Origin of the sequence: Polycladomyces subterraneus, assembly GCF_030433435.1 — a bacterium.
In the GTDB taxonomy this organism is placed as follows: Bacteria; Bacillota; Bacilli; order Thermoactinomycetales; family JIR-001; genus Polycladomyces; species Polycladomyces subterraneus.
On sequence record NZ_JANRHH010000014.1, the window covers coordinates 69,713 to 91,149 of the forward strand.

At 52.9% G+C, this 21,437-nt stretch carries 18 protein-coding genes; 3 read left to right on the forward strand and 15 right to left on the reverse strand.

The window, feature by feature from the left end; genetic code table 11:
* Positions 1–9: 9 nt before the first annotated feature.
* Positions 10–2,652, reverse strand: coding sequence for a DNA polymerase I (gene polA, locus NWF35_RS03155; protein WP_301237631.1), 2,643 nt, complete (start codon positions 2,650–2,652; stop codon positions 10–12).
* A 468-nt stretch (positions 2,653–3,120) separates the two neighbouring features.
* On the opposite strand from polA, the gene NWF35_RS03160 reads away from it, so the two are divergent.
* From NWF35_RS03160 to NWF35_RS03170, 3 genes are all read left to right on the forward strand, one after another.
* On the forward strand, positions 3,121–3,240 hold the full coding sequence (locus NWF35_RS03160; RefSeq protein ID WP_301237632.1) for a sporulation protein YjcZ: 120 nt from the start codon (positions 3,121–3,123) through the stop codon (positions 3,238–3,240).
* Positions 3,241–3,445: 205 nt separating this feature from the next.
* Positions 3,446–4,828: a UDP-N-acetylmuramoyl-tripeptide--D-alanyl-D-alanine ligase gene (locus NWF35_RS03165; protein WP_301237633.1), complete on the forward strand. Its 1,383-nt coding sequence runs from the start codon at positions 3,446–3,448 to the stop codon at positions 4,826–4,828.
* Between the two features lie 289 nt (positions 4,829–5,117).
* Positions 5,118–5,309 (forward strand): hypothetical protein, encoded by a 192-nt coding sequence (locus tag NWF35_RS03170; protein ID WP_301237634.1) that lies wholly within the window; start codon positions 5,118–5,120, stop codon positions 5,307–5,309.
* Positions 5,310–5,601: 292 nt separating this feature from the next.
* Here NWF35_RS03170 and NWF35_RS03175 read toward each other — a convergent pair whose 3' ends face one another.
* From NWF35_RS03175 to icd, 14 genes are all read right to left on the reverse strand, one after another.
* Positions 5,602–7,182: a golvesin C-terminal-like domain-containing protein gene (locus tag NWF35_RS03175; RefSeq protein ID WP_301237635.1), complete on the reverse strand. Its 1,581-nt coding sequence runs from the start codon at positions 7,180–7,182 to the stop codon at positions 5,602–5,604.
* A gap of 231 nt (positions 7,183–7,413) precedes the next feature.
* Positions 7,414–8,820 carry a PTS fructose transporter subunit IIC gene (locus NWF35_RS03180; RefSeq protein ID WP_301237636.1) on the reverse strand — a complete coding sequence of 469 codons (1,407 nt, stop codon included), beginning with the start codon at positions 8,818–8,820 and terminating at the stop codon, positions 7,414–7,416.
* 543 nt (positions 8,821–9,363) lie between these two features.
* Entirely contained in the window at positions 9,364–10,020 is a 657-nt protein-coding gene (gene phoU, locus NWF35_RS03185; RefSeq protein WP_301237637.1) for a phosphate signaling complex protein PhoU, read from the reverse strand.
* 31 nt (positions 10,021–10,051) lie between these two features.
* Positions 10,052–10,807, reverse strand: coding sequence for a phosphate ABC transporter ATP-binding protein PstB (gene pstB, locus NWF35_RS03190; protein WP_301237638.1), 756 nt, complete (start codon positions 10,805–10,807; stop codon positions 10,052–10,054).
* Positions 10,808–10,847: 40 nt separating this feature from the next.
* Entirely contained in the window at positions 10,848–11,681 is an 834-nt protein-coding gene (pstB, locus tag NWF35_RS03195; protein ID WP_435873824.1) for a phosphate ABC transporter ATP-binding protein PstB, read from the reverse strand.
* 16 nt (positions 11,682–11,697) lie between these two features.
* Positions 11,698–12,585: a phosphate ABC transporter permease PstA gene (pstA, locus tag NWF35_RS03200; protein WP_301237639.1), complete on the reverse strand. Its 888-nt coding sequence runs from the start codon at positions 12,583–12,585 to the stop codon at positions 11,698–11,700.
* Entirely contained in the window at positions 12,582–13,505 is a 924-nt protein-coding gene (gene pstC / locus NWF35_RS03205; RefSeq protein ID WP_301237640.1) for a phosphate ABC transporter permease subunit PstC, read from the reverse strand. Before pstC ends, pstA begins: the two co-directional genes overlap by 4 nt.
* A 100-nt stretch (positions 13,506–13,605) precedes the next feature.
* Complete coding sequence (locus tag NWF35_RS03210; protein WP_301237641.1) at positions 13,606–14,496, reverse strand: phosphate ABC transporter substrate-binding protein PstS family protein; 891 nt, start codon at positions 14,494–14,496, stop codon at positions 13,606–13,608.
* A 300-nt stretch (positions 14,497–14,796) separates the two neighbouring features.
* The gene (gene pnpS, locus NWF35_RS03215) at positions 14,797–16,536 is read right to left on the reverse strand and encodes a two-component system histidine kinase PnpS (protein ID WP_301237642.1); all 1,740 of its coding nucleotides are present in this window, start codon (positions 16,534–16,536) and stop codon (positions 14,797–14,799) included.
* Complete coding sequence (locus NWF35_RS03220; protein WP_301237643.1) at positions 16,533–17,252, reverse strand: response regulator transcription factor; 720 nt, start codon at positions 17,250–17,252, stop codon at positions 16,533–16,535. Before NWF35_RS03220 ends, pnpS begins: the two co-directional genes overlap by 4 nt.
* Before the next feature lie 212 nt (positions 17,253–17,464).
* Entirely contained in the window at positions 17,465–17,932 is a 468-nt protein-coding gene (locus NWF35_RS03225) for an FAS1-like dehydratase domain-containing protein (RefSeq protein ID WP_301237644.1), read from the reverse strand.
* A 282-nt stretch (positions 17,933–18,214) separates the two neighbouring features.
* On the reverse strand, positions 18,215–18,985 hold the full coding sequence (locus NWF35_RS03230) for a 3-hydroxybutyrate dehydrogenase (protein ID WP_301237645.1): 771 nt from the start codon (positions 18,983–18,985) through the stop codon (positions 18,215–18,217).
* A gap of 157 nt (positions 18,986–19,142) precedes the next feature.
* Entirely contained in the window at positions 19,143–20,081 is a 939-nt protein-coding gene (mdh, locus tag NWF35_RS03235) for a malate dehydrogenase (RefSeq protein ID WP_301237646.1), read from the reverse strand.
* A 66-nt stretch (positions 20,082–20,147) separates the two neighbouring features.
* Positions 20,148–21,434 carry an NADP-dependent isocitrate dehydrogenase gene (icd, locus tag NWF35_RS03240; RefSeq protein ID WP_301237647.1) on the reverse strand — a complete coding sequence of 429 codons (1,287 nt, stop codon included), beginning with the start codon at positions 21,432–21,434 and terminating at the stop codon, positions 20,148–20,150.
* Between the last annotated feature and the right edge of the window lie 3 nt (positions 21,435–21,437).

Genomic DNA, 21,437 nt, shown 5'->3' on the forward strand with positions numbered 1-21,437 from the left:
CTGCGTCCATTACTTCGCTTGATACCATGTAGGACCGTGATGGACATCCACTTTGAGCGGAACGGACAACGCCATCGTCCCCTCCATCACTTCCCGCACCGTTTTCTTCATCCAATCCAGTTCGGATTCCGGTACTTCGAAAATCAACTCGTCATGCACCTGGAGCAACATTCGGCTTTGAGCACCCTTCTCCTTCAACACTTCATCCATGCGTACCATGGCCGACTTGATAATGTCCGCCGCTGTTCCCTGGATCGGGGTGTTCATCGCCGTCCGTTCGGCGAAACTACGCAGGTTATAGTTGCGTGAGCGGATGTCCGGCAGATAGCGGCGCCGGTTCAGCATCGTGGTGACGTAACCGTCTTGTTTGGCCTGCTCCACTACGCGGTCCATGTATGCTTTGACACCCGGATAGCTCGCAAAATACCGTTCGATAAACTCCGCCGCTTCTTTACGGGAGATGTTTAGGTTTTGCGACAATCCGTAATCGCTGATCCCGTAGACGATCCCAAAATTGACCGCTTTGGCGTGGCGACGCATCAACGGTGTCACTTCCTCCTCCGACACACCAAACACATCCATCGCCGTCTTGGTGTGGATGTCCATATCCCGCACAAACGCTTCCTTCAGATTTTCATCCCCGGACAGATGGGCCAACACGCGCAACTCGATCTGCGAATAATCGGCGGACAGGATCAGCCAATCCGGCTCAGACGGCACGAACACCTGACGGATGCGGCGTCCCTCTTCCAAACGGATCGGGATGTTTTGCAAATTGGGTTCCGTGCTGGACAGTCGACCCGTCGCCGTGATGGTCTGGTTGAACCGGGTATGGATTTTGCCCGTCTCCGGGTTGATCTCCTTCAGCAACCCCTCTACGTAGGTGGAAATCAGTTTGCCCACCTGGCGGAAATGCAATATCTTCTCCACGATTTCGTGTTGGGGAGCCAGTTTTTCCAACACGTCGGCACTGGTGGAATAACCGGTTTTGGTCTTTTTCAATACCGGCAGACCCAATTTGTCAAACAAAATTTCACCCAATTGTTTCGGCGAATTGATGTTGAACTCGGTGCCCGCCAAATCGTAAATCTCTTGGGTCAAGGTATCCAGTTGTTCTTTCAGTTCTTCTCCCAGCTTTTCCAACCGCTCCCGATCCACTTTCACCCCGACGCATTCCATATCAGCCAGTACCCGGGAGAGCGGCATCTCCAGTTCCGCAAACAAGGACATCATCCGGACCTCATCCAATTCCTCGACCAGCAAGGGATGGAGGCGCACCATCGCCGATGTTTTGCGCGCCAGATGACGGGCCAGCTCTTCTTCTTCCGGTTGGCGCCGCTTTTGTCCTTTGCCGTAGAACGATTCATCGTCCGGCAGACTGTCGTCCAATTTACGCCGCACCACGTCGGAAAGTTCATGGGCAGATTCCGATGGGTTGAGCAGATAGGAAGCGAGCAAAATATCGAACGTAAACCCGGTGACTTGTACTCCGTGTCGTCGCAGGGCGACCGTTGCGGCCTTCACATCATAACCGATCTTTTCCTTTGATGAATCAGCCAACCACGACAGCAGCACATCGTGTTGACGGGCGGTTTCCCACGGCAGATATGCGTGCCGCTTCCCATCGGACAACGCTACACCGATGATGTCAGCGCGATGGTAATTCGTCTCGCTCAATTCGACGTGACAGGCGAGACGGTCCTGTGTGAGCAGCTCGTCCAACTGCGCATCCGACTCATGTACGATCCGGACGTCGACCTTATGTGCATCGTCTCGTTCGGCAGGCTCCTCCGCTTCCCCCAACCGATCGATCAGCGATTGAAAGGCCAGCCGTTTGAACAGTTCCAGTACCCGCTGTCGGTCATAATGGACAAATTTGATATCCTCCAGATCAAATGTGAGAGGAACATTACAATGGATGGTGGCCAATTTTTTGCTGAGCCGGGCTTGTTCCCGGTGTTCGGCCACCCGTTCCCGCAGCTTTTTGCCCGGCAGTTCATCCACATGCTCTAATACCGCTTCGACGGAACCGAACTGGTGGAGCAGTTTGAGCGCCGTTTTTTCCCCCACTCCCGGGATCCCTGGGATGTTGTCCGAAGGATCACCCATCAGCCCTTTCAAATCGATGATCTGTTCCGGCTTCAACCCGTAACGCTCCTCCACCGTTTCGACATCGTACCGTTCCGTTTCGGTGACACCCTTGCGCGTCAGCAACAGATGTACCTTGTCGGTCACCAGCTGGAGCAAGTCCTTGTCTCCGGTAACGATCAGCGTGTCGAGGTCGGCCCGTTCAGCTTGGCGGGACAATGTGCCGATGATATCGTCGGCTTCAAAACCTTCCAGCTCAAAATGACGAATGCCGAACGCATCCAGCACCTCTTTGATCAGCGGGATCTGCTGGGAAAACTCACTCGGCGTCTTTTCCCGTTTTCCTTTGTACTCCTGATAGTCGTCGTGGCGAAACGTCGTCTTGCCAGCGTCGAACGCCACGAGAATATGAGAAGGCGCTTCCTCTTCCAGCACCTTCATCAACATCATCGTAAAACCGTACACCGCGTTCGTATAGACGCCTGCCGAATTGGACAGGAGCGGCAGGGCAAAAAACGCACGGAACGCGATGCTGTTTCCGTCAATCAATACCAGTTTGTCCATGCCATCGTTCCCCCGCAATCTCTTGATTTCACCATGAGTTAGGCCCGCCCAAGCCGTTCATTTGCATACATGTCCATTGTACCCCGAGTAAGCCGTTCGGCACAAACAGGCTCGCTATTGGACTGCGTTGTGTAGCGTTGAATATCTTCCGCCACGCATTTCCGGCACATTCCACTGCGTGACAGAGCATGTCCGGTGGTCCTTTCCCCGATTCGTTCCCCATGATGAAGTCACTGACCTAAAAAGGGCCCCTCCCATCTCACCATTGTCAGAAATGCCGAGACCGCTCTAGACGGAGACAGGCGCAGTAAGAGTAAGCTTTCGTTTGCCGCTGGACTGGACACGATCCAGGCGTGTTGATCCATGCAAATATCCCCGCCCGATTTTTTCAAACCGGGACAAATGCGGTTACCCTTCTCCCTTTTCGCCAATACATTAACACGAAAGCACAGAGAGGAGTTGGGTTCCATGAGCGGAGGATATGGCTACGGTTATGGTTTCGGTATCGGCCTGCGTCGTCTGTTGATCTTCCTGTTGGTGATCGCCACCATCTTCGTCTTTGCCGGAGTGGGCTTCGGCGGTTACTGATTTCGTTCCCCACCAAGAAGCACCCCATGCATATGCACGGGGTGCTTCTTCTTTTTGATCATGGAACCAGCTTTACCTGGTTGTCTAACGAACCGCTTTGGGCCTGTGTTCATTTTTGCACATGCACGGCATCATCCCCACTCAATATGGATCATTCCACCATACAATAACGTGTCAGGACAAGAACCTTATTGGGGTGACGGAGTTGTATCCGATTCAGATGAGCCAATTGGCCGCCATCATCGGCGGACGCATCCACCGCGGCTCCCCGCGCAAAGCCATTCGAGCCGCCATCCAGTACAGCTCCAAATATATCCGTCCGGGAGTCGTCTTCTTTCTGAACCCGAAGAAAATAAAGAATATGGACGCGGTTATGCGGAATTTGCGGACCACGCGGGCCGGCTGCATCGTCGTCCCTACAGGATGGGAACACCGAATTCCCGCTCAACACGCGGTCATCCGTGTCTCAGATCCGTTTTTGGCCGCCTTGAAACTGGCCAAATGGCAATATGCCCAATGTCATCATCCGATCGTAATCGGTGTAACAGGCAGTTGTGGCAAATCGACGACCAAGGAAATGGTCGCCTCCATTCTCATGCAAAAATACCGCACACTGAAATCTTGGGCCAACAACAATGTTTTCGCCAGCATTCCCAGCCACTTTTTCCGATTGCACCCCAGTCATCAAGTAGTCGTATTGGAAATGGGGATGGCCAATTTCGGCAACATCCGCAGTCAGTGTTTATTTTCCAAACCGTCGATCGGGGTCATCACCAACGTGGGTAGAGCCCATGTGGGAAAACTGGGCAGCTCGGTGGAGAATGTAGCACGTGCCAAGCAGGAAATGATCGATGGTCTCCGACCCGGCGGAACTATCGTGCTCAACGAAGATGATCCCGGTACGCGAAAATTGTCTCTGCGCCGTTTTCACGGAAAGGTCGTTACGTTTGGCATCGACCGGCCTGCTGACGTGAAAGCGAACAACATCCGGTTCACCAGGGAAGGCATCTCGTTTCAGGTCAATCGCACATCGTTTTTTATCCCGGTTTTGGGGACGCACAACGTCTACAACGCGCTGGCCGCCATCGCCGTCGGCCGATTGATGAAAGTGCCGACAAAATCGATTCAGCGCGGATTGCGCTCGTTTACACCGCCGCCGATGCGCCTGCAGCCCCTGCGCGGCATCAACGGGTACACCCTGATCAATGACGCGTACAATGCCAATCCCGACTCGATGATCGCCGGATTGAAAGTGTTGAAAAAGATCGGGGCAGGACGGACCACAGTGGCCGTGTTGGGGGACATGTCAGAATTGGGCAAGCTGACCGAAAGCGGACACCGGGAGGTTGGGCGGAAGGTAGCCCGCTTGCACATCGATTATTTGTTCACCATCGGCCCGCGCGCCAGGTCCATCGCTACTGCCGCTAAAGAGGCAGGGATGCCGGTATCCCGCATCCGCTCCTTTTCCACAGAAGTATCGCTGGTCAACTACTTGCGTCACCATCTATCTCCAGGGGCGGTTCTCTATTTCAAAGCGTCCCGATCGATGAAACTGGAACAGTGCATCAAACCGTTGTGTATCCGATGACCATGGGCATCTTCATCTCCGCACTCAACGGACAATTCGGATCCGCTCCCCTAATGGGTAGACGAGGTTGTTTCTGATAAGTCGGTCCGCTTCGTTAAAAGTAAGTGGCCCGCGAATGAATTCCTCCGAATCGAAGCTCGGCAGGGATTAGTCAGAGACAGGAAATCGGAGACCACTGATCTATTCTGAAAATGCCGATAGAATCCGAACACCCTCCTATTTCTCGAACACTCTTGCCAGACTTGCATATACCATATAGTAACCTCATAGAGTGAGAGGAGGGTTATCTTTGAAACTATCCTCGATCATGCACCGGATTTTCAAACAAATTCCTGTGCACGAAAAACTGGCCAACAAACCCCGCAGCAAACGTTCCGTCGCAGTCTTGCAACGCGGCAAATCACAAAAGCACCGCGCCTTTGGAGACCGGACCGCCCATATCATCGGGAAAAACGGTTCCGTCCGCAAACGGACACGGTAAACATCAATCGCCCCATCAAAAAGGGAGCCGACCGCTACCTGGCCCCATCGTCCGGGACATAGCGGGTCATGGCTCCTTCCTTTTTGGATGATTGTTCTTTATTGCCGACCACAGCACCTGGGCCAAACATCGATACCCTCATCTGTTTTAATATGAAAATAGATTTGTTCTATTTCCATTGGACTCTTTCATTGTGCACGCTTTCAATACCTTCACTACATTTTTCAACAAAGGTCTCTCCACCCACATAAACGGGGAAACGATCGATTTCTTCATTCACGGAGGGCAGCACTCAACGTTTCACCACTTTGACCGCATCAGCGATGACGTACCCGCTGCCGGAGGTCCAACGGGAGACGCCGATGATCCAATTGTCACCCGCACCCAACGAATATGTGCCGAGCAATACCCATTTGCCTCCGTTGACGCGTTGGTCCGTATACACCGTCTTGTTGCCGGTCGTGGTTTTGATCACGAAAGGAGTCGCACTGTTGTACCCGCTGTTGGCTGGCCACCAAGCATATATATCGTAGTTGCCGGCTGCGGCGATATTCAGTCTGTACCACGCGACGTCACTGACAGGTGATGGAGAGGCAACATGATAGTCGGAACCGTATTTTTGCGTGTTCCAGGAGCTGACCTGCCAATTGGCACTGGTCGAGAACCGCCCCGCCGTGGCGTTGTCGACGATGATCGTGGGTGCCTGGGTCACCAGGGACATATAATAGTTCCAGTCCCATCCCGGCCCCGGATCGGTATGCGTTGCTCCCGGCACTTCGCTGTGTCCGATGATGTGCTCCCGGTCTTTTGGGATCCCGTACATGTCGCAGATCCAACGCGTCAGGTTGGCCGAAGCCCGATACATCGTATCCGTGTACCAACTGGGATCGTTCACGTATCCCTCATGTTCGATCCCGATACTGTGGACGTTGTAGTCCCAGTTTCCCGCGTGCCAGGCAATATCCTGGTTTTGCACCATCTGCGTGATCGCCCCATCGCTAGAGCGGATAACGTAATGAGCGCTCACGTTGGCCGACGGATTCTGGAACCAACTGATCGTCCCCGCATAGCTCCCTTCCGTCGTATGAATAATCACATAATTGATCGTATTTCCATCCGCTTCTCGATTGGCTGTCGTATAGTTGCCGCTGTTGGCCGGAACCCATGAAGCCCCCGGATAATCCGGTGTAGCAAAGGGTAGTACCCCTTTTACTTCCGCATAACGACTAAGGTTCGGCGTCACTGGCGTGGGCGACAGCCACACATCTTCTCCCCTGACGGACCGGTACGCGCCGTGTTGGATGATCCGAAACACTTCATCCGCATACCATTTGGCCGTCAAATCGGAACCAGCACCACTGTACGCCGCTACCACCGTGTACCAATCACCCAGTTTGGACGGGAGGCGACCCGCGTGTTGTCGGCGCGCTTCCTGTGCCATGACCGCGGCCGCTCCCCTAATGTTCTGCTGAACATCGGTTTTCAATGTTTTCACCGGCACCCTCAATAAGCGAGCCGCTTCTTTTAACGAATGGTTGGTGGGATTGTCCGCCAAGTGCATGATCCCGTATCCGTTCAATTGACTCGGTTTACCCCCATGGTCCATCCACCTGGATTCAGCATAGCCCACGGCCTTCAACACTTGCACGGGCACTCCAAATTCTTTGGCCGCTTGCTGAAAATAGCCAGTCAACCGACCGGCTCGCAATGTTTTTTCCGACAGTGTCTGCTTCAGAACTGATGATTTCACCGGCTGCACCGACGATGCCCATTCGTGTTTCGTCGGCGGGGAGGCGGCCCACGATTGTGATAACGTCATACACACCCCACACACCATCACCAACCACCCCAATATCCAACGATTCAAGCGCATCGCGATTCCTCCTGCTCATGATGATATGCCAGAAAACAGGATATTCCCGATCCGCTTGGGTGGTTCTTGACTTTTCGGCCTGCTCCTCGACCTGCGTCAACAATCGGAATAGGGAGGCCGCCTCCTTGGTCGCCTCCAGTAGCGTTTCGACACGACACCGAGGAAATTGCAAATGCTCATTTCCGATTTGCTTTAGCCCTATTCATTTTCTCCACTTCTTTTCCTGTTCTCTCACTTACTATCGGAGACCGATTTTTTCAGTGCATTCACCAACAATGCCGTTACAACCGTCCCCACCACAATGGCCAAAGCAAACATCGGTACACGATCGACGGCTTGGAATACCGCTACGATCGGCCCACCATGCGGCACATGATCGGCGACACCCCCCAGCATGGCGATAACCGCCGCCACCATGGAACCAATCATGATGCTCGGAATAACACGGAGAGGATCGCGGGATGCAAATGGAATCGCTCCTTCCGTGATTCCAACCAATCCCATGGCCAATGCTGCCTTCCCTGCCTCCCACTCTTCGGGGTAATATTTATGCCTTGACAACAACGTGGCCAACCCCATACCAAGCGGCGGGGTGCAAATCGCCGCGGCAATCGCTCCCATGATAAAAGGCTGTCCTTGACCGATCATCGCTGCCCCGAACAAAAAGGCCACCTTGTTGATCGGACCGCCCATATCAAATGCGATCATCGCCCCCAAAATCATGGCCAACACTACTTTGCTGGCTCCTTGCATGCCATGGAGCCAATGGGTTAATCCCGTCATGATAGCGGATATGGGTGCCCCGATCACATAGATAAAGAGAACCGCGATCAATATGGACGTGACCAAGGGAATCACCAAAATGGGCATGATGGGCTGAATCATCTTTGGTACGCGCAAAGATTTGATGCCTTTGGCCAGATAGCCAGCCAAAAATCCGGCAATGATCCCACCGATGAACCCAGCACCCGCTTCGCTGCCGTAAAAACTCCCGTTGGCCGCGATATAACCACCGATCATGCCGGGAGCCAGACCGGGGCGATCCGCAATGCTGTAAGCAATGTATCCGGCCAGGATGGGCACCATGAACAGAAAACCGGCCTTACCTACTTCCAACATTGGCTTCCAGAATGAATGATCAGGCACGACAAACCCCTGCGGAGTGGGTTTTCCTCCGAAACCGAGCGACAATGCGATCAGCAAACCGCCAACCACCACAAACGGGATCATGTAGGAAACGCCACTCATCAAGTTGCGGTAAAAGGCTCGCTGTGTTTCCGCCTTTTGCGCTTGTGTGTCTTCCCGTTCCACCTTTTCCGGATCCCGGTACACGGGCACATCCCCATCAACAAAGCGTTTCAATAGCGCTTCCGGTCGATGGATCGCATCCTGTACGGAACATTCCAACACCCGTTTGCCATGAAAACGACGTTTGTCCACATCCTTGTCTGCGGCTAGAATGATCCCATCCGCTTCCTGAATCTCCTCCTGGGTAAATGCATTTTCGACACCGATGGAACCCCAGGTTTCCACCTTGATCGTATACCCGGACTCTTCCGCCGCTTGTTTCAACCTTTCCGCGGCGATGTAAGTGTGAGCGATCCCAACTGGACAAGCTGTAACTGCCAATAGTTTCATCCCTGCTCCCTCTCTTTCAGCGATGATTCAGAAATTGGGTGACGGGGTCGCCTTTCACAGTGTATGGAACCGGATTTCCCAATCATTTCACCAACTCTGTAAACACCCTTTCCGCTGTTTTGTCTGCCACTTTACCCTGCTGTACTGAAGATCATCGCAAGTAAGCGATTTCATATTCAGGCACATCACTCTCTTCAGGGCAAGCACCACATGAACCATCAATCGATCGACCGCCTCGCCGGTCAATCGCAGGACCGCATTTCGTTCGATTTTTCGAACGGCATATTAAACTAGTAAATCAGCCCTTATCTTTAATTATATTAAACCCTGTGGAACCTGTTGTACATCGTACATAAAAAAGCTCGTTTCCGATGAAACAGAAGCTGTTATAGAACAAAGTCCGCAGATTCTGATTTCCCATATTAAGCGCTCGCAATCGTCGGGAAAAAACCCCAAAAAAGAGGGTGACCGTTTTCCCTCTCTCTAAGGAAAATGGTCACCCTTCTCTTAACAGTGTATCATGATCACCCGGTCGGGCCATTGTCAGTTCAAATCGGCCTGTTTACCGGTTTGGATATAGACGATACTTTCCGCGATATTGGTCGCGTGATCGGCGATCCGCTCGAGGTAGCGCGCGACAAAGCACAACCGCAGCGCCACTTCGGTATCCGCTTTGTTTTGCTTGATCAGGCCGAGCAACTCGTTGACGACGGCATGGTACATCCGATCCACATCATCGTCAGTGTCGGCCAGTTTGTGGGCAAGCGCCACGTTCCCGTCGATGTAGCTGTTAATCCCGTCATGCACCATTTGCTGGGTGATGGCGGCCATTTTCGGGATGTCCTCCAGTTCTTTGAACAACGACAGTTGATTCTCGACCAATTGCACCGTCACCTGTGCGATATTAACAGCCAAATCAGCCATCCGCTCCATGTCCGACGCGATTTTCATCGCCGCGATCAACCGCCGCAAATCGGTGGCCACCGGTTGTTGCGTAGCGATCAGTTTGGCAACGGCATCGTCGATTTTTCCTTCCATTTCATCGATGGCCGGATCGTGTTCCATCACTTCCCGTGCCATACGGGCATCCATCCTGGCCAGCGATTTCACGGCCTTGTCAATCGCGATTTCCACATGTTCCCCCATCTGCAGCAACAGGTTTTTCACGTCTTGCAACGACTGGTCAAATTGGCGAATCATCACGATCCACTCCTTATCCTTGCCATACCGATCAGCCGAACCGACCGGTGATGTAATCCTCGGTTCGCTTGTCCTGCGGGTTGGTGAATATGTTTTCCGTCAATCCGGTTTCTACGACTTCCCCGTTCAAAAAGAACGCCGTATAAGTAGACACCCGTGCGGCTTGCTGCATATTGTGGGTAACGATGACGATTGTATAATCCCGTTTCAACTGTTTAATCAATTCTTCCAAACGTTCCGTCGAGATGGGGTCGAGCGCGGAAGCAGGCTCATCCATCAGGATGATCTCAGGCTCCACGGCCAACACGCGCGCCAACACCAGCCGTTGCTGTTGTCCTCCCGAAAGCCCCATCGCCGAGGCGTGCAGACGGTCTTTCACTTCGTCCCACAGATTGGCCTGCCGCAGCGTGCGCTCCACGATCTCGTCCAGTTTTTTCTTGTTCTTGATACCATGAATTTTGGGCCCGTACACGATGTTTTCATAGATCGACATCGGAAACGGATTGGGCTGTTGAAACACCATGCCCACCCGTTTGCGCAACTCAACCAAGTCCCGTTCGGGCGCGTACACATCCACTCCGTCGATCTCCAACGCTCCTTCAACACGGACATTAGGAATCAAATCGTTCATCCGGTTGATACTGCGCAGGAAAGTGGACTTCCCGCAACCGGACGGCCCGATCAATGCGGTGACGTCCCTTTCCGGAATCGACAAGCGGATCTGTTTGAGCGCCTGGTGTTCGCCGTAATACAAGTTGAAATCCTGCACTTCGATTTTTCCGCTCATGACAACGACTCCTTCTCCCCTGGTTCCTCCTCCCGACGCATCAGCCGAAGCGTCCGGTCAGATAATTCTCCGTCTCCTGTCGTTTAGGATTGGTGAACAACCGGTGCGTCTCATTATACTCGATCAGTTCTCCCATCAGGAAAAACGCCGTGTAATCGGAGATACGCGCCGCTTGTTGCATGTTGTGTGTCACAATGGCGATCGTGTATTCCTTTTTCAGCTCCTGAATTAGCTCTTCGATCCGTGCCGTAGAAATCGGGTCCAACGCGGATGTGGGCTCATCCAGCAGGATGATCCGGGGGCGCATCGCGATCGTCCGCGCGATACACAGGCGTTGTTGCTGACCACCGGACAATTGCAGGGCGGAAGTGTGCAGGCGGTCTTTCACTTCATCCCACAAACCGACCTGACGGAGGCTTTTCTCCACGATCTCCGGCAATTCTTTATTCTTCGCGCCATGGATGCGAGGACCGTAAGCGACGTTTTCAAAAATCGATTTTTGGAAAGGGTTAGGTTTTTGGAACACCATGCCCACTTGACGCCGTAGATTGACCGCGTCGATCGCGGGATCGTTCACATTGATCCCTTCAATCAAGATTTCGCCGGTAACGCGGGCGTGCGGGATGGTGTCGTTCATTCTGTTCAAACAGCGAAGAAATGTCGACTTCCCGCAACCGGACGGCCCGATGAACGCTGTCACCGCTTTTTCGTACAACTTGAGATTGATGTTTTTGACGGCGTGGTTTTCCCCGTAATAGACGTTGAGATCCCGCGTTTCCAATAACACCTTGTGCGCCTCGCTCTCAACAGGCTCTTTCTCCTTCGGCTCAACCGTCCGCACCATGGTTTGCACCCGTTCCGCTGTCATCACCATCGTTTGATTCCTCCTATCAAGAACCGGATGTCATCCGTTTATGAATCCAACGCCCCAACGCACGGGCCGTCAGATTGAAAAACAATACAGCCAATACCAGCACGGCTGACGCACCCGCGGCCACTTCCTTGGCATCAGGGATAATCCCTTCCGAATTGATCTTCCAGATATGCACCGCCAACGTCGATGCCGGACGGAACGGATTGAGCGGTGAGGAGAGGGAAGTCGGGTCCCAGTTGGTAAAATCCAGCATCGGAGAGCTCATCCCTGCTGTGAAAATCAGTGCCGCCGCTTCACCGAACACACGCCCCGCAGCCAAAATCATACCGGTCAAGATCCCAGGCAACGCTGCAGGCAACACCACTTGAGTTATCGTTTGCCACTTAGAAACGCCCAACGCATACGATGCTTCCCGTTGCTCACGCGGAACCGAACGGATGGCCTGCTCCACGACCCGCACCGTCAGCGGCAGGTTAAATACCGTCAACGCCAAAGCACCCGCCGCAAGCGAAAATCCCCATCCGGTATATTGTACGAAAACCAGAAATCCGAACAACCCTACCACAATCGACGGCAGGGAGGACAGCACCTCGATACTGAGTCGGAGAATGTCCGTCCACTTGCCGGGTTTGGCGTATTCCGCCAGATAAATACCGCCTCCCAAGCCGAGCGGGATGGTGATCAACATCGTTAACACCAACAGATACAACGAGTTGAACAACTGTGGTGCCACTCCGCCGCCCGCGGTCATCGTCGATGGCGGAGAAGTGAGGAAGTGCCAGTCGATCACAGCGAGGCCCCGCACTAAAATAAATCCGATCAGTCCTGCCAGTATGCCTATGATCAACAGGGCAATCAAATAAAAGACCACTGTTGCAATCCGGTCAGCCAGTTTAGCGTTCATCGACCTTCTCCCCTTCTCGTCATCCAACGGATCAGCACAATAAAGAACAGCGTCATCAACAGCAGAATCAATGCCATCGACCACAACGCATCGTTGTATACCGTTCCGGGAACGGTGTTGCCCATATTCAACGTGATCACGCTGGTCAATGTGCTGATCGGTTGAACCAAGCTTGTCGGCAAATTATCGGTGTTCCCGATGACCATCTGCACGGCCAACGCCTCCCCGAATGCACGCGCCATTCCCAGCACTACACCCGTCATCAGACCGGGCAACGACGTACGTACCAAAATGCGGGAGATGGTTTGCCAGCGCGTGGCCCCCAACGCATAAGAAGCTTCCCGCATCGAACGGGGAATCGATTGCAAGGTGTCGACCGCAATGCTGGTGATAGTGGGCAAGATCATCACCGAAAGCACCAGCACCCCGGCCAGCAGACTAAACCCGGGACCACCTGTCACATCCCGTAAAAACGGCACAATGACCGTCAAGCCGACAAATCCGTATACAACCGAGGGGATGCCGACCAACAACTCGATGACCGGTTGTAAAATCTTTTTTCCCCACGAGGGTGCAATCTCTGTCATGTAAATCGCCGCACCGATTCCCAACGGCGCACTGATGACCGCCGCCAAAACCGTGACCATAAACGACCCCAGGATAAACGTCAGAGCACCAAAAGACGGTGGTGTTCCTGCCGGATCCCATTCGCTGGAGAAAAACTGAGACAGTGAAACACCGTCAAAGAGGAACGTGGAAATCCCCTTGGAAGCGATGAAATACAACAATGAAAACAACGTGAGAATAATGACCCAAGCACTGACCAACGTCATCAAGCGCCCCTGCAGTTCCAATCGACGCTGCTTTTTATCGGGGCGAAGCAATTCAGTCGCCCATTCACTCGTCGCTCGGTTCTCCATCCTGTCGAAATTCAACCCCTTCTACACGGAAAAGCAGGGGATAGCCACTGAAAGGCCTCCCCTCGCTTTTCTGGAGTGTGTCTGTCTGTGTCGGATATGATTATTTTTCTTTGATATTGCCTTGGGCGTCCCGTTCCACTTTCATTTCCGTCATCGGGATGTAGCCCATTTTTTCAACCAAGTTCTTTTGCACTTCCGGAGTGAGAATGAAGTTGATGAATTTTTCTTCCAGATCTTTGTTTTTGCCGTCAGCGTTGGTGTACATGTGCTCGTACGCCCAAACTTTCCATTTATTGTTATATACGTTTCCGTTGATCGGTTCCACACCGTCGATCTTCACCGGTTTGACCGATTTGTCGAAGTAGGAGAAGGCGAGATACCCGATCGCTCCCGGCGTTTCTGCGATGATTTTGCGAACGGTTCCCGAGGAGTCTTGTACGATGCTGTCTTTGCCACGGTATTCTTTCGCGCCGTTCAGAGCAAATTTGACGAACGTCGCGCGGGTACCGGAGTTTTCCGGACGGTTGACCAACACAATTTTTTGATCAGGGCCGCCCACTTCTTTCCAGTTTTTGATTTTGCCAGTGAAGATGTCGATCAACTGCTTTTGAGTCAGGTTGTCGATCCCCACTTTCGGGTTGACGACCGGCGCCATACCGACGACAAACACTTTGTGATCCACCAGTTTGGTCGGATCCTTTTTCTTTTCTTCGGCAAATAGATCGGAGTTTCCGATGTCGGCAGAACCGTTAAGCGCGGAACTCAAACCGGTACCGCTGCCCCCGCCCTGCACTGTGATTTGTGTACCCGGATTTTTCGCCATAAATTGGTTGGCTGCTTCCTCAACCAGCGGTTGCATCGCAGTGGAGCCCACAGCCGTCAGTTGTCCGCCGGCAGCTCCGCCCCCTTGCTGCTTTCCTTTGGCACAGCCGACGGCGAGGCCTAATACCAACACCATCGTACTGATGGTGGCCAATGCCTTTTTCCACATGGATGATTGCCCCCTTAAATGTTCACGTTTGGTTTTCTGATCCATCCATTACATACATTAGCTTGAGTCTTTTGTCGGGTTTTAAATCCAATGTTAAGCTTCTGTTAAGAAAAGGCATCGGCTCGGTGATCTGGGGAAGAAAACCATTTTCCCTCTCGCTCCTTCAATGCATCACGCAAAGATCCGCTCGTGGGTAAACGGCCACCTTCATGAAGTGTAGCGAGTCCAAATATCCCGTCGTGTGACGGAGTTTCAGGCGAGAAATCGGAAATCGCAAAGGTTTGTCTACCACCAAGGGTTCTACAACGGAAACATCAACGTAAATGTCGTTCCTTCTCCCACTTGGCTTTCCACCTGAATCGTGCCTTTGTGCACCTCCACCAAATGTTTGACGATGGCCAGACCCAACCCGGTACCGCCCGATGCTCTCGATCGGGCTTTATCCACACGGTAAAAGCGTTCAAAGATCCGCGGCAAATCCTCTTGGGGAATTCCGATTCCCGTATCCGCCACCTGCAACCACCAAGAATCTGCATCCCGTTCCGCGCGAACGGCCACTTTTCCCCCGGAAGGGGTATACGCCATCGCATTGGAAAGCAAATTGAGCAGGATTTGCCGGAACCGGTCCCGATCCACTGTCACGGTAAACGACGGATCCGGTAATTGCACTTCCAATGTCAACTGTTTGGCACGGAATTGATCCTCCATCGTTTTTGTCGCAGACTGGATCAGCTCGCCCACCGGGACGGATTCCAGATCCAGATGGATTTGCTTGGATTCGATTTTCGACAGATCTAGGATATCTCTCACCAGTCGCTGCAGGCGGTTCCCCTCTTCCAGGATGATTTCCAAAAACTCGCGGCAGGTATCGAGATCCTGCATCGCTCCGTCCAACAATGTTTCCGTAAACCCAACAATAGATGTAATCGGTGTCTTCAGTTCATGCGATACATTGGCCACAAACTCTGAACGCATCTTTTCCAACCTGCGAATGGCGGTGATGTCATGCAATACCGCCACCACGCCCCTGCCGTCTTTTTCGACTCCCATCGGTGACAAACTGGCTTCGACAATCCGTTCCTCAGGATAAAAAATGTGCAGCTCTTTTCGCTGACGCTCCCCCGTCTCTTGGCAACGGGTGATCAGTTGGATCAGCTCGTAGGGACCGGGAAGATGCTGAAATGATTTTCCCTGGATGTCGGAAACGGGAACACCGAAAAGCCGCTCAAATGCTGGATTGGCCAAAATGACGCTACCGCTGGGATCGACCAGAAACAACACACTTTCCATCGTCTCGATGACACTGGTCAATCGGCGTTCGCTCTTGCGGATAGCACTCATCTGACTGCGGAGACTGCGCGCCATACGATTGATTGCTTCTCCCAAACGACCAATCTCATCCTCGCCGTAAACCGCCACACTGCGATACAGCTTGTTGTGTGCGATATCTTCCGCCACCTGGGTGATCTCCTCGATCGGCCGGGTCACATCCCGGGCAAAGCGTGAGCTGGCCAGTGCCGCCAACAGATAAGCAACAGCCAAACCGCCCGCCATCGAAATCCATATTTGTCGGATGGAACGGTTGACATCGGTCACATCCAACTGGATCCATACTGCTCCTCGGATTTGACCATTCCGAGTCACTGGGATGGCGGTGTTCAACCGGTTATCCCGTTTGTGCGCGAATTGATTGGACGGGGCCATCCCTTTCAACGCCTGCCGAACTTCCGGCAGGTAACGGAGATTGCGCTTACCCGCCTTCTTCTTGATGGAATCCCCTAACACCGTACCGTCACGATCCAGAATGATCACCCGAGCCGACAACGCCCGACCAAATGCATCCGCCTGAGCATCAAACGAATCCTGCTTTCCCCAATCCAGCGTCTGCGCCAACAATGTCCCCTCTTTGTTGAGACGTCCCGTCAATGAGTCCAGATAGGTGGCCTGTAACAGCAGCCCGACGAACAATCCCGTCCCCAACATGGACAAACCGATCAAAAGCAAAAACATCCAGGTTAAACGATTGCGCAGCGTTCTCATTTTTCTTTCGGACCCTCGAACTTGTACCCGATGCCCCGTACTGTCTTGATAAACACCGGATTGCGCGAATCTTCCTCGATTTTGTCGCGCAAGTGGCTGACATGTACGTCCACGATCCGGGAGTCACCCACAAAGTCGTAATTCCAGACGGCATTGAGCAGCTGTTCACGCGACAGTACACGTCCGCGATTTTTGGCCATGTACACCAACAGTTCAAACTCCTTCGGCGTCAGTTCCACTTCTTGCTCGTCTTTGCGCACTTCGTATCCCACCGGATCGATGTGAAGGTTTCCCACCCGGATTAGTTGCTGTTCCACCGTTTCACCCTGCTGCTCCACCGCTTCCATCCGGCGCAAAATCGCCTTGACGCGGGCAACCAGCTCCCGAGGACTGAAAGGCTTGGTCATGTAATCATCGGCACCCAGTTCCAAACCGAGCACTTTATCGAACTCATCCGATTTGGCCGTCAGCATCAAAATCGGGAGATGTCCTTTCGGTTGTTGACGCAGTTTCCTGCATACATCCAAACCGTCCATCTTGGGCAACATCCAGTCCAAAACCACCAGATCCGGAGGATCCTGTTCAATCTTTTGCAACGCGGTTGTGCCGTCATAGGCACTGTCCACCGAAAAACCTTCTTTTTCCAGATTGAATTGCACCAGTTTTACGATGGACGGTTCGTCGTCCACGACCAATACTCTCTTTTGACGATCCATTCCATTCCCCTCCGGTTGCGGCTTTCGATTCCCTGATCCGGGATGAGGAGTCAGGGAATCCCTCCTCATCTTAGCATAAGTCAATTTTCAACCCGGAAAACGTTAAGATTGTGCTGAGAAAAAGAAAACGTTTTCATGAGAATCAGGAACGCCATCGAAAAGCAAAAAAAATGCCGGCGAATAAGCCGGCGGTTCCTGCTGTTCTTGCCTGATCAAAAATTGTCTAACGCGTGATGCAGCAATGATGGGATGGGCCGGGGTGGAGAAACGAGCAATTCACCTTCCACTACGGGACGCCCGTCTTCATCCCGCGCCATCGCCTGTACGGTTACCATTTTTTTCTCTGGATGCTTTTCTGTCAGTTCCACGGACAGGGTGACAGTAGCGCCATGCTGCAACAATCGGGGAAAACGCAACCGCTGTTCCCGAATGACGCTGCCGGGCCCCGGTAATTGCGTGGAGACCAATGATGTCAGCCATCCGACCAATAGTCCCGACGGAACGGCCAACTGTCCGTACTCCGCATCATGGGAATGCAAATATATCGAGTTGGTATCGTCCATCACGCCTAAATGCAGGAGAATATCACGATCGGCAATGGTCCGAGTGACTTCCACACGGTCTCCGACGCCGAGGTCGTCCCATTTCTTCCCAGCGGTTCTCTTGTTCCCGAGAATCATCTTTGACGCCTCCGCTTTGTGTATGCGCTTTCAATGCTATCATGTCACAAAATTCAATTTCAGTCAATTCGAACAGAAAACACAAATCTTGGTATCTTTTTTATATGTTGTCCAGAAAAATGCGTCTTATCCATACCTAGCTCATCGCCTGCCAGATCCAATCATCGGGAAACGGAATGGAACCGTCTCTCGGACAAGTGGCAACTTGGCATTCCCGACTGTATGTGTATTTCATGTCTTTGGGAAAACCAGGTGGTAATTGACCGAATTCCACGAATCTCCTTACCATCCCCCGGAGACGCCGATGCATTCCCCCGTAATGATTGCGGCCGCGTCCGAGGCCAGATACAGAGCGCAAGCGGCCACCTCTTCTGGTTTGACGAAACGTTTGATCGCATGTTTGTGCAACAAATGCTTGTGCAGTGCTTCCTCCTGACTGATCTGTTCCGTTTTCGCCAGATGTTGCAGTTGGTTTCGGACCAACGGTGTATCCACCGCACCTGGCATAATCGCATTGACGGTAATCCCGAATTCGGCCACTTCCAGTGCAACGGTCCGTGTCAATCCCACTACACCGTGTTTTGCAGCCACATAAGCGGATTTGAACGGAGAAGCAGTGCGCCCGTGAACAGAGGAAATGTTGATGATGCGGCCGTATTGTTGTCGCTTCATGACAGGCACCGTATATTTGGTCAGCAAAAAAGGCCCAGTCAACATGACATCGATCAGTTGTTTCCATTTTTCCAACGGAAAATCTTCCACCCGATCGATATGCTGTAAACCAGCATTGTTGATGACTACGTCGATTCGCCCATGTGTCTTCTCCATTTGCTCCACCAGCGATCGAACCGATGTTTCCTGTGTGACATCCAGCACATGCCCCTCGGCGAAACCACTTGTTTGATCCGCGATGCGCCGAGCCGCGTCTGATGCAGCTTCCTCATTCAAATCCCCGATCACGACGCGGTCTCCATTGTTTGCAAACGCCTCCGCGATACTGTAGCCGATGCCTCTGGCAGCGCCTGTCACCACAACGACACGTCGTTGATCCACAATGTCTTCCTCCTTTTTCTGTTTGATTGTTCGGATGCATCTCAAGGAGCTCCAAGATCATCATCGGACGGTTTCCGCTCTATCTCATGAAAATCGTGATAACGCTTACATCATTCATATATAGATAAGCCCGGGAAGTCCCCGGGCCGAAGTTTTATTATCCCAATACTTTCATCACTTTGCGGACTGATTCCGCTGATTTATCCAATGCTTGTTTCTCTTCCTCGGTCAAATCCAGTTCGATCACTTTTTCCAGTCCGTTGCCACCGATGATCGTCGGTACGCCGAGGTACATGTCGTGGTATCCGTATTCGCCTTCCAGATAGGCAATGGCCGGCAGGATGCGCTTTTTGTCTTTCAAAATCGCTTCGGCCATTTGCACTAGCGAAGCAGCCGGAGCATAATATGCGCTGCCCGTGCCCAGCAGGTTGACGATTTCACCGCCGCCTTTGCGGGTGCGCTCGACGATGGCATCCAGACGCTCTTTCGGTAAGAGTTTTTCCAGCGGGATGCCGCCAGCATAGGAGTAGCGAACCAGCGGTACCATGTCGTCACCGTGACCGCCCAACACGAATCCGGTCACGTCTTCAACGGATACGCCCAGCTCTTGTGCGACGAAAGTGCGGAAGCGCGCAGTGTCCAATACACCGGACTGCCCGATGACGCGGTGTTTCGGGAATCCGGACGTCCGGTACACTTCGTAGGTCATCGCGTCCACCGGGTTGGTCAATACCAGCAGGATGCTGTTGGGCGAGTATTTGACCACCTGCTCAGTGACGGAGCGCATCACTTTGGCGTTGATGTTGACGAGGTCATCCCGGCTCATACCCGGTTTGCGCGCCACACCTGCTGTGATGATCACCAAGTCGGAGTCGGCCGTTTCAGCGTAGTCGCTTGTACCGACGATGTTAGCGTCAAAGCCCTGTACCGGACCGGCTTCCAACATATCTAGCGCTTTACCTTTGGTCGGCCCTTCCGCTTCGGGGATATCCACCAAAACGATATCGCCCAATTCTTTTTGCGCCAGCATGAGTGCAGTGGTTGCACCTGTAAATCCTGCTCCGATGATGGAAATTTTTCTTCTCCGGATGGCCATCTTTTTTACCCCTCCTGTCAGTGTTTGTTACCGAGACCTTGGATCCGTTTTTTTTGTTACTTGCAATTACAGATTATCGATCAAACGATCGGCAAATTCAGAGCACTTCACTTCGGTTGCGCCTTCCATCAGGCGGGCGAAGTCATAGGTCACCGTTTTTTGGCTGATCGTTTTGCTCATCGCGGCGTAAATCCGATCTGCCGCTTCCTGCCAACCGAGGTGCTCCAACATCAGCACACCGGAGAGAATGACCGATCCCGGGTTGACTTTGTCCAGACCCGCATATTTCGGCGCGGTTCCGTGCGTGGCTTCGAAAATCGCATGCCCCGTGTCGTAGTTGATATTGGCTCCCGGCGCGATCCCGATGCCGCCCACTTGTGCCGCCAAAGCATCGGAAATGTAGTCCCCGTTGAGGTTGAGTGTGGCGATCACGTCATACTCCGCTGGGCGCGTCAGGATTTGTTGCAGGAAGGCGTCGGCGATCGAGTCCTTCACGATCACTTTGCCTGCTTCTTCAGCCTCTTTTTGCGCCTGATTGGCCGCTTCCACGCCTTTTTCTGCCTTGATGCGGTCATATTGCGCCCAGGTAAAGGTCTGATCCGCAAATTCACGTTCCGCCAATTCGTAACCCCAGTTTTTAAAGGCACCTTCCGTAAATTTCATGATGTTGCCCTTGTGTACCAGGGTGACACTTTTGCGTCCATGCTTAAGCGCATAGTTGATGGCCGCTCGCACCAACCGTTCCGTTCCCTCTCGGGACACCGGTTTGACACCGATACCGGCGGTTTCCGGGAAACGGATTTTTTTCACACCCATTTCCTCTTGCAGGAAACGGATTACTTTTTTCACTTCTTCTGACCCGGCCGGCCATTCGATCCCGGCATAGATGTCTTCCGAGTTTTCACGGAAAATGACCATATCCACAAGCTCGGGATGCTTAACCGGGGATGGCACGCCATCAAAGTAACGCACAGGGCGCAAGCATACGTAGAGATCCAACTCCTGTCTGAGCGCCACGTTCAACGAGCGAATTCCACCACCAACTGGTGTGGTGAGCGGCCCTTTGATCGCGACGTAGTATTCACGTACCGCTTGCAGTGTCTCTTCCGGCAACCATTGGCCGAAACGGTTGTATGCCTTCTCCCCTGCATACACTTCGTACCACGCAATCTTTTTGGCGCCTCCATAGGCCTTTTCAACGGCGGCATCCAAGACGCGACGGGCGGCTGCCCAAATGTCCGGGCCTGTCCCGTCACCCTCGATAAACGGGATGATCGGATGATCCGGAACGTGCAATCTTCCGTTGTCCACAACGATTTTTTCACCGGTGGTCGGTTTCTCCCACAGTGCCATGTC